A 9,262-nucleotide genomic window follows, 5' to 3' on the forward strand; every position below is an offset into this window, starting at 1 on the left:
GGCGTCTTCAGATGAGGGCGTCGTATGGGGGGCGTCTTTTTGAGGTGTCGTTGTGGGGCGTCGTTGTGTGGCGCTGTTTGGAGGCGTCGTACTGATGTTCTCAGATGCGGCCTGCGAAGGCGCCCGCGATCGCCGCCCAGCGGCCTCCCTGTCCGTTGCCGAGAGCGGGGCATTGTCAGTGGCGTCTGCGATGGTGTGGTTACAAGGCGGTGCGAGTCGTCACGATCAGTGCTGGAGGGGGCATGGTGGCAGGTCGGAGTGACGGGCGGGTCGGTGAGGGGTGGGCCGGTGTCCGCTGGGAGGACTGGCGGGACTACGACGCCATCCGGCGGCGTCTTGACCAGGGCGCCGATCCGGAAAGGTGGGGTGGGGGGAGTCCGCTGCACCGAGCGGCGGCGTTCGGCTCACCGGAGGTCGTCGCGGAGCTGGCCCGACGCGTCGCGGACGTGGACGCGCTGGAGGACGGGACGAGCGCGTTGTGGGAGGCCGTCCTGGCCCAGCGGGCGGACAATGCCCGCGCGCTGGTCGCCGCCGGCGCCGATCCCTGGCGGGTGTTCATGGGCGGATGGTCGCCGGGGCGGCTCAGCCTGGCCGGTTCGACGCCGGACCTGTTCGACGTGCCCGAGGAGGCACCCGGACTGACCGACACGGAGCGCACAGCGGCCGAGGAGGGCAGGCGGCTCGTCGCGGCGCTGGGGGACTTCACCTGCGAGGGCACGGGCCTGGCCTGCGTGGCCGGGATCGACGCCGAGGAGGCGATACGCCGCCTGGAGGCGACGCCGGTCGACAGGGAAAAGCTGGACTCGCTGCTGGAGGACCCGTACGCCTACGACATGGACGAGAGTCTGCAGGTCATCGGCGTGACCACCGTGCCGGGCGGCTGCGTGGTCACCCAGCCGTGGGGGTACGCGCCGCAGATGCCCGGCGTGCTGAGACTGCTCTCCGCCGGAACCGTCTGCTACGGCCTGTACGCCAACCCCAAGAGCGGCAACCAGGGCGCCATCGCCCGCGACGGGGTCATAGAGGGCTGGGATCTCCACCCGGGTGGTGGGCCGAACCCGGAGGACCCGCCGGAGGAGGTGCTGGCGTCCTACCTCTACCGCTCCAACGCGGTGGCGTACGCGTGCGCGTACGCGGGACTGCGGCTGACCGACGCGCGGGCGGTTGTGGGGCCGGCCGACGCGTGGGTGGAGCTGCCGCGGCGGGACTACTGGAGCCACTGAGGCGGGCCTGGGTCTGTGCGGCGCCTGTGCAGCGTCCGTGCCCGGGTTTCGGGTCCGGGCGCAGCTCGGGGCGTCCGCGCGTGATGATGGCCGCATGCGCAGGCATTTCGACGACAGCCGCTTCAGCAGATGGATCAGTGTGTGGGTCTCGGCGTTCGGGCTCCTGCCGGCCTTGTTGCTCGCCGTGGTCGGCGTGCAGGAGTACCGGGCGGGTGGGTCGGTGCTCTGGGCCGGAGCGGGGGGTGTGCTGGTGCTGGTGGCGGTTTGGGTCCTCGTCCGGGACGTACGGGCGCTGCGGGCGGCAGGCGGGGACGGGAGCAGGTAGCGCAGCAGCACGCCTGTGGCTTTTCACGTCCTGGACGAGTTGATGGAGCTGGCCGTCGCCAAGTCGCCGCGGAGATGCGGCACTCCTGGCTGTCCTCGGTCCTCGGGTCTCGGGCCTCGGGTCTCGGTTCTCGGCCAGGTCGGCGTGGAGGCGGTCTTTGGCGGGCTGGCGCTGGGGTTGCCGCAGCGGCGGTAACGCGACAGGAAGGTGGGTTGGAAGGGCGCGGGGATATGGCGTGATCCGAAATTGTGGGGCGCTGAAGGTGCCGGAGACATTGGTGCGTCATGGAGACCCGGAACGTGCCGCGCCCCGAACAGGCAAGAGACGCAACGGAATTCGTCGCGCTGCTGCGACAGGTGAAGGAGTCCTGCGGGTTCACCTACCGGGAGCTCGAACAGCGGGCCGCGGCGCGGGGCGATGTGCTGGCGCGCAGCACGCTGGCCAACGCGCTCGCGCGCGATGCGCTGCCGAGGGCGGAGTTGGTGGCCGCGTTCGTACGGGCGTGCGGAGCCGAGGGAGGGGAGGGGGCCCAGGTTGAGAAGCGCGTCGAGGAGTGGCTGGCTGCTCGGGAGCGGATCGCCGCTTGCAAGGCGGTGCCTGTGTCGCGTGTGGAGCCTTCCGGAGAACGGGAGGAAGCGCAGGGCGTACCCCAACGTGGGCGCTCGCGCGTCGCGACAGCTGTTGCGACGATCGCGGCACTCGCCCTCGTCGGCGTCGCCACCTGGGCCCTCAGCGCCACGGGCTCCGGCACCGACGAACAGCAGACCGGCCGTGATACCGAACGCCAGAGCGACGCCAATACCGCGGCCGGGATTCCGGACGGTCCCGTGCGCCTGCGGCCGGTTCAGTCCCCCGCGCTGTGCCTGACCGACGGGTTCGTCCGGGACGGCCGGTACAAGTCCCATGTGGCGGTCCATCGGGCCTGTTCACAGGCCACGCCGCCGGTCACGGACCTCGTGCCGGCCGGGAACGAGACGTATCACGTGCGCTGGCGCCATCCCGAGCACGGCGAGGGCTGTCTGAAGGCGCGTACCAGCGGTGCGGCTCGTGGCCTGCTGGAACCGTGGGAGATGTGCGCCGCGGCGACCCGGTTCCGGATCCAGCGCGCGCCGAGCGGCGACGGCGATCCCCGGGCGTATGTGCTGCGCCTTGACACGGGTCAGTGTGTGGCGGCGGCCCGGGCGACACCGGACGAGGGGACCGAGGCGACCTTCCGGCCGTGCGACGGCAGTCGTGGTCAGCAGTACGTGATCAGTGGTGTGCCGAAGACCGGGTGAGTGCGGCCCCCTGTAGGCGCATCGGCCGGGGGACGCACAAGGCCCGGCCACTGCGGGAGTGGCCGGGCCTCGACATGAGGGCGGTGTACGCAAGTTCGCCGTGACGACAGGGAGGAAGAGGGATGAAGGAGAGGGATGAAGGCGACGGATGAATGGGGGCAAGGGGAGGGGTAAGGGGGAGAAGCAAAGGCGTTCAGCGCTGGAGCGGCATTGCGACATGGCCGGTGACGACGGGCAGATCCGCCTCGCAGTTGTCGTACAGCGCGGTAGTGGCGGTCGTGGGGGCGGCGGCGGTCTGGCCGGTCTCGGCGACCGGACGGTGTCGGCAGCTCGGGGACTTTCCGTGCGCCTCGGCTCGGATGCGCTGTTTCATCGTGGGGGGCAGGGACCGGGCGTAGGCCCAGGCCCAGCGGGACATCGTCGGCGCCGTGAGGTGTGCGGTGCTGTTGCGGGCCGCCTCGGTCTGCGGTACGGCCGCGGAGGCGGACGTGGTGATGAGTCCGAGCGCTGTGAGCAGCGCGAGGAAGGCGGTGACGACGACGTTCCACAGATTCATGACCTTGTTCCGGGCCATGGCCCCTCACTTTCGGGTTGGGCGATTTGCGTACTTTGCTCATGATGTGTATAGGGCTCGGGAAGTGGTGGACCGACGCCCAGGGCGCGTCGATCTTCAGATCAACACCACTCGGATGGATGCAAGGAGTCAGAAAATCTTGCAAGGAGGGAGGAGAGTGGCGAAGGCGGGGCAATCTCACCCTCCGTAGGGGCGTGATCACCCTCAGGGTGGGGTGGTGCCGTCCGCGGTTCCTCGCTGTCTGTGCCGCTTCTAGGGCGGGATGCCGGTGGGGAGTTGGGGGCAACGCGCAGGTCACCGATCGATATCGGTCGGTGTGTATAGTCGGGCGCCAGAGGTCCCCTACGTCAAGGAAAGACGAGGTCGCGCGGTGAAGAAGCTTCTCCTGGTCGCACTGGCCGCCATCGGCGGGCTCCTCGTGTACCGCCAGATCCAGGCGGATCGCGCCGAGCAGGATCTGTGGACGGAGGCGACTGACTCCGTGCCCACGGGTTCGTGAGTACCGACAACCGAATCTGAACAGACCCCGGCCGCGTCGCGGTCGGGGTTTTGCGTGTATGCGGGTGCCGGTCGAGGGGCCCGCGGGGCAGGATGAGCCAGGGCACGGAGGTTCGAGGTCGGTACTCCCGGGGGTGGGTGACGCGTGATCGGGCGGCGGCGTACGGCGTGGGGGTGTGCGGTGGCTGTGCTGCTGCCGGGGGCCCTGGTACTGCCGGGTTCGGTGGCGCTGTCGGGGGTTGCTGTGGCCGCCGGGACGACACCGAGCGGCTCCGCGTCCGTACCCGTATCGGACTCGGCGGCGTCCTCTCTCTCCTCCTTCACGTTCGCGGAGGACGCCCGGCCCGTCCCCGCCGCCGCTGGTACCACCGACGCCGTACGCCTGGAGCCTGGAAGGACGTACCGGAGCACTCTCCCGGCCGACGGAAAGGCGTACTACCGCCTGGTACTCGACGCCCCCTCGAACGCGTACGTCTCCGCCACCGCCGTACCCGACCCGGACGCCACCGTCTCCGCGATCGAAGGCATCAAGGTGTCCGTGCAGGACGCCGACGGTACGTCCTGCTCGTCCGACAGCACGACCTTCGGCGCCGCCCGCAGCCCGCATCCGATCGCGGCGGGGGCCGCGCGAGAGGCGGGCGGACCACGCTGCCAGGGCGCGGGCACGTATTACGTCGTCGTCGAACGCGCCGGTACGACGGACTCCGCGCCGGTCGCCTGGGACCTGGAGCTCGCCGCGGTCGAGGAGCCGGGACTGGCGCAGGCCGGTGCCACGAAGGCGCCGGAGGCCTGGGACTCCGCCACACCCGTAGCGCCCACGGATGAGCCCGAACCGCGTGCGGGCGGCGCCGGTTTCGCGAGCGCGACCTCCGTGGGGCAGGGCGTCTGGACCGACGACATCGCACCCGGGCAGACGCTCTTCTACAAGGTCCCGGTCGACTGGAGCCAGCAGCTGTCCGTCACCGCCGAACTCGGCACGGCCACGACCGGCTCCGGCTACGTGGGCAGCGCACTGGACGTCTCCCTCTACAATCCCGTGCGCGCTTTCGTCACGGACAGGGGCGTCGGCTACGACGGCAAGCAGCGCACGGCCGCGCTCGCTCCGCTTCCGCCGGTCGACCACGCCAACCGGCACTCCTTCACCGACCGGGTGAGCGGAATGCGCTTCGCCGGTTCCTATTACCTCGTCGTGCATCTCTCCGCGGAAGTGGCCGAGGAGTTCGGTGACGGGCCGTTCGGGCTGATGTTGCGTGTGGGGGTGAAGGGGGCGGCGCAGGAGGGGCCCGCCTACGCCGGGCAGTCCGTGCCGAAGGGGGTCTTCCAGGTCCGGGGAGGGGGCCTGGGTGGGGGCCTGGCTCCCGGTGGTGAGGCGGAGGCCGGGGGCGGCGGGGATGGCGGGGGCAACGGGGTGATGACTGCGGTGGCCGTGGGAGGGATCGGCGCGGGCAGTGTGATTCTCGTGGGGCTCGGTGTGTGGGCGGCTGTGGCGCGGCGGAGGGCTGGGGTCGCCGGGTAGAAGTTCCCACGCAGAGCTCCGGCCCCGCGGCAGCGCACGGATCTGACCTGGCGAGAGCGCACAGCTCCGGCCCCGCGGCAGCTCAGATGCGGGTCGGCTCCTCAGACGGGGGCCGACTCCTCAGACGGGGGCCGACTCCTCAGACGGGGGCCGGCTCCTCAAATGGGGGTCGCGCCTCAGATGTGGGTCAGCGCCCAGAACCCCGCTGTGTAGCAGATCAGCGCCAGCAGGAGCAGCGGGATGACCACCTTGGCGGGTGGGCCGGGTCGGCGGGTGGAGCGTCGGCCAGTGCGGCGATGCTGCCCGGCGGGCGGCCGTGAGATTGGGGGCGCCGAAGGTGGAACCTGCGGGTCCTGAGCGGTGTACGAAGCAGTAGAGACATCAGCGCGCTGCGGCATCACCGGGGTGGCCTGGGCCGGCGGCGAGGTGGGGTAGAGCGGTGCTTGGGGTTGGTGGGAGGCGAAGGACGGTTGAGGGGGTTGTGGGGAGTGCTGGGAGTTTTGGGGGTCTTGCGAGTGCTGGGGGTGCTGGGGGTATGGGGAGTGCTGCTGCGGGTACTGGGAGTGCTGGGGACTTTGCCGGTGCTGTGGGTGCTGCGGCTGTGGAGTGCCTGGACGCTGTCGGGGCTCTGCGGGGGAGCGCCGGGTGGTGACCGTCGGCTGGGGAGGCGGCAGGTGGAAACTGCCGGTGTCGGACATGTTGGCCGACTGCGGGGGCGGGGCGGCCGGATGCCGTGGATCGGAGGGTACGTCTGTGGCGCCGACTCCGGCTGCTACGGAACCCGTGCCGGGCCGCGAGGCTACGGACGCCTGGCCATCCCCCGCGTCGGGCGGAATGGCACGGCTCGCTGCTGGCGGGCCCTCGGGTGGCATACCGCCGCTTCCCATTCGCGAGCCCTCGGGCGGCATCCCGTGGCCCCCGGCTCGCGAGGCCTCGGGTGGCGTGCCAGCGTCCCCGACTCGGGACCTTTCGGGTGGCGTGCCAGCGTCCCCGACTCGGGACCTTTCGGGTGGCGTGCCAGCGTCCCCGACTCGGGACCTTTCGGGTGGCGTGCCAGCGTCCCCGACTCGGGACCTTTCGGGTGGCGTGCCAGCGTCCCCCACTCGGGACGCCTCGGGTGGCATCCCACCGTCCCCGACCCGGGACGCCTCGGGCGGCATCCCACCGTCCCCGACCCGGGACGCCTCGGACAGCGCCCCATCTCTCCCAACCCGCGATGCCTCGGACGGCCCTCCGTCCCTCCCGCCCTCCGGCGCCTCGGACGGCCCCCTGCCCCTGCTGCCCTCCGGCGCCTCGGACGGCCCCCCGCCCCTCCCGCCCTCCGGCGTCTCCTCCGATCCCGCCTGCCGAGTCCCGCCACCCCGCCTGAGCGGCCCATCCGGCCCGAACCCCGGTGGCAACGGACCGAGTTGATCGAAGATCTCGATCTGCTCGTCGTCGGGCCCGGGCACCGGCAGCAGCTCTGCCGCAGCGGCAAGCGCCTTGCGCGCCCCCGTGGCCGTGCGGAACCGAGCCACCGGATCCGGCTGCAACAGCGTGGCCACGACCTGCCACAGAGGTTCGGGGATCCCCTTGGGCGCACCCGGGGTCCCGTGCTCGGCGAAGTACTGGATGAGCGCTTTGGCGTCCGGCTTGGCGCCTTCCAGCAGATACAGGGCGACCAGCCCCACGGCGAACAGGTCCGCCGGGAAGTCCGGTTCCGCGCCCATCATCTGCTCGGGGGCGAGATACCCGGGTGTCCCCACCACGAGGTTCGTCTCGGTCAGGCGCGGCTCGCCCAGCCGCATGGCGATCCCGAAGTCGGACAGCCGCAGCCGCGGCCGCCCGGTGCCGGTGGCCTCCAGCAGCACGTTGGCGGGTTTGATGTCACGGTGCACGACATCCTCCGCGTGCACCGCGGCGAGGCCCGACAGGAGCTGGTCGAGAAGGGTGCAGACGAATGACGGCGGCAGGGGACCGTAGTCCCCGACGAGATGGGCCAGCGAACCTCCGGCGACCAGGTCCATGGTGAACAGGACCTTGTCGTCGTCGGCGGCCCAGCTGGCCGGTGCGAGCACATGGGGGTGATCGATCCGCAACGCCTGTTCGCGGACGAAGCGCAGCAGGGAGTGCGCGTCGCGCTGTAACAGGACCTTGGCGGCCACATAGCGGCGGCGTCGGTGGTCCCAGGCGCGCCAGACGGCGCCCACTCCTCCACGGCCGATCGGGTCGACCAGCTCGTACCGCCCGGCGAAGACCTCACCCATCGCTGTGCGCCGCTCCTCCCCCTTCAGTCCCAGGGCTTCCCCCGTTGCTTGCCCCTCGACGAGCGATCCGACGCCTCACGTGGCGTGCCGCACCCCCTGCGGCACATCCTCGCTGCGACCGATCCCCCCGGTTCAGCTCTGGTGCGCCTGGTAGTGCGCGACGGCGTCGGACGTGCGCCCGGCGCCGTACACCCGGAGGAACTCTGCCAGCTCCGGGTGGGTCGGGGCGAGGGAGTCCGCGGCGTCGATGATGTCTCCCGCGGCGGCCACCGAACGCAGCAGGGACTGGATCTCACGGACTACCCGCTTGACCGTCGGCGCTCCCGAACTGTTCGTCGTCTGTGTGGTGTTGCTGAGCACCGATCCCCCCTGCGACTTCTTGATCTCCTCCATCCGGTCGGTGGCCTCGGCCGCGCTCACACTGCCGTCCGCCACCTGCGCGGCCAGCTCCTGGAGCAGCTGTACCCGCTGGACGACGGCCGGGTTGCCGATCTTCGCCCGCTGACCGCTCATCAGCTGTGACAGCATCGGTGCGGACAGTCCCAGTACCCCCGCGAGACGAGCCTGATTGAGCCCAAGATCGTCGATGAGCTTACGGAAGAGCGCCCCCAACGGCTCCCCGTACCAGTTCCGCTGCAGTTCCCGCGCTCTTGCGGTGGCTTCCTGCTGTGCGGCGTCCATTGCGTCTCCCCATCGCTTCCCCAAAACGGCGGTTCGCTGTAGCGAACCACGCCGAGCATCTTACGGAGAGTGGTCGTTTACGGGGACCCCCCAATCTTTTTGCGAGGTACCGGGGGGAACCCGCTACTCTGGTCTCCGGCGCCTGCCGGTACGCGGTTCTTCCGGCGGACGTCCCTCTTCCCGGGGCCTTAGCTCAGTTGGTAGAGCGCTGTCTTTGCATGGCAGATGTCAGGGGTTCGACTCCCCTAGGCTCCACACGTAAATGCCCTCTGGCCTGCGGAAACGCGGTTTCAGAGGGCATTTTTCGTGCCCATCGGTGGGCACGCTGGTGCGCACAGGCAGTGCGGGACCCCTTGATCCCCAAGGGGTTCGCAGGCTCGTGTCTCCCCCGTGGACCCCTGGTATCCGGCGAGTTGTGTGGGTGCCCGGGCGGAGTCCGGCCGGGGTGCAGGTGTACGAGGAGAGTGGTATCGGCGGCACCTGTACTGATCGTCCAGGTGCCGCCTGTGCGGGTGAGTCCGAGGCTGATCAGTCCGTGGAGGTCGAGGCCGACGGCTCGTCGGTTGTGGAGTCAAGCGTCGTTGGCGTGCTGCCGCGCGGTAGCGGAGTTTGCGGTTGCCGAATGGCGTCCCATCGCCGCTCGACAGGGAAGCGATGGGACATGCCCCATGGGCTCCGTGGCTGCCATCGGCCAGTGCTCAAGGCTCAGTGCCGCCAACTGTGCGGAGCAGGGAAGCCGTGCTGCCGCTCCCAGCGACGCCATCTGGCCTTGCCACGGCCGGGAACGAGCGGAGTGGAAGCGGGTCGAGCAGTCGCGCTGGCGAGGAGGATCGCGGTGACGGCCGCGACCTCCTCGGGCTCGGCATGGCCTTTCTCGACGCGCAAGGTGAGGGCGCTCATGGCTCAGTCCCTTTCGTGTTTC

The 9,262-nt window shown here is 70.5% G+C and carries 9 protein-coding genes and 1 tRNA gene; 6 read left to right on the forward strand and 4 right to left on the reverse strand.

Translation table 11 applies throughout. The features are described 5' to 3' along the window. The first annotated feature begins 242 nt into the window (after window positions 1-242). From KWI83_RS25575 to KWI83_RS25585, 3 genes are all read left to right on the forward strand, one after another. Window positions 243-1,223 carry an ankyrin repeat domain-containing protein gene (locus KWI83_RS25575; RefSeq protein ID WP_218516725.1) on the forward strand — a complete coding sequence of 327 codons (981 nt, stop codon included), beginning with the start codon at window positions 243-245 and terminating at the stop codon, window positions 1,221-1,223. A 94-nt stretch (window positions 1,224-1,317) separates the two neighbouring features. Beyond that, the gene (locus KWI83_RS25580) at window positions 1,318-1,548 is read left to right on the forward strand and encodes a hypothetical protein (RefSeq protein ID WP_218516726.1); all 231 of its coding nucleotides are present in this window, start codon (window positions 1,318-1,320) and stop codon (window positions 1,546-1,548) included. Window positions 1,549-1,847: 299 nt separating this feature from the next. Next, window positions 1,848-2,825 carry an XRE family transcriptional regulator gene (locus KWI83_RS25585; protein WP_218516727.1) on the forward strand — a complete coding sequence of 326 codons (978 nt, stop codon included), beginning with the start codon at window positions 1,848-1,850 and terminating at the stop codon, window positions 2,823-2,825. Between the two features lie 193 nt (window positions 2,826-3,018). On the opposite strand, the gene KWI83_RS25590 is transcribed toward KWI83_RS25585, so the two are convergent. Further along, window positions 3,019-3,399, reverse strand: a complete 381-nt coding sequence (locus tag KWI83_RS25590) for a DUF6344 domain-containing protein (RefSeq protein WP_218516728.1) — start codon at window positions 3,397-3,399, stop codon at window positions 3,019-3,021. A gap of 370 nt (window positions 3,400-3,769) precedes the next feature. Here KWI83_RS25590 and KWI83_RS25595 point away from each other — a divergent pair, with 370 nt between their 5' ends. Together KWI83_RS25595 and KWI83_RS25600 are read left to right on the forward strand one after the other, a co-directional pair. Further along, window positions 3,770-3,898 (forward strand): DLW-39 family protein, encoded by a 129-nt coding sequence (locus KWI83_RS25595; protein WP_003999697.1) that lies wholly within the window; start codon window positions 3,770-3,772, stop codon window positions 3,896-3,898. Window positions 3,899-4,078: 180 nt separating this feature from the next. Beyond that, window positions 4,079-5,413 (forward strand): hypothetical protein, encoded by a 1,335-nt coding sequence (locus KWI83_RS25600; protein WP_308122178.1) that lies wholly within the window; start codon window positions 4,079-4,081, stop codon window positions 5,411-5,413. A gap of 176 nt (window positions 5,414-5,589) precedes the next feature. On the opposite strand, the gene KWI83_RS25605 is transcribed toward KWI83_RS25600, so the two are convergent. Both KWI83_RS25605 and KWI83_RS25610 read right to left on the reverse strand, forming a co-directional pair. After that, complete coding sequence (locus tag KWI83_RS25605) at window positions 5,590-7,659, reverse strand: serine/threonine-protein kinase (RefSeq protein WP_218516729.1); 2,070 nt, start codon at window positions 7,657-7,659, stop codon at window positions 5,590-5,592. A 132-nt stretch (window positions 7,660-7,791) separates the two neighbouring features. Next, complete coding sequence (locus KWI83_RS25610; protein ID WP_218516730.1) at window positions 7,792-8,340, reverse strand: DNA-binding protein; 549 nt, start codon at window positions 8,338-8,340, stop codon at window positions 7,792-7,794. Window positions 8,341-8,522: 182 nt separating this feature from the next. Here KWI83_RS25610 and KWI83_RS25615 point away from each other — a divergent pair. After that, a tRNA-Ala gene (locus tag KWI83_RS25615) sits at window positions 8,523-8,595 on the forward strand. A 450-nt stretch (window positions 8,596-9,045) separates the two neighbouring features. Here the strand turns inward: KWI83_RS25615 and KWI83_RS25620 are convergent. Continuing rightward, on the reverse strand, window positions 9,046-9,240 hold the full coding sequence (locus KWI83_RS25620) for an acyl-CoA carboxylase subunit epsilon (RefSeq protein ID WP_218516731.1): 195 nt from the start codon (window positions 9,238-9,240) through the stop codon (window positions 9,046-9,048). Window positions 9,241-9,262 lie beyond the last annotated feature (22 nt).

The sequence above is a fragment of the Streptomyces sp. TRM70350 genome, from assembly GCF_019219825.1.
Classification (GTDB): Bacteria; Actinomycetota; Actinomycetes; order Streptomycetales; family Streptomycetaceae; genus Streptomyces.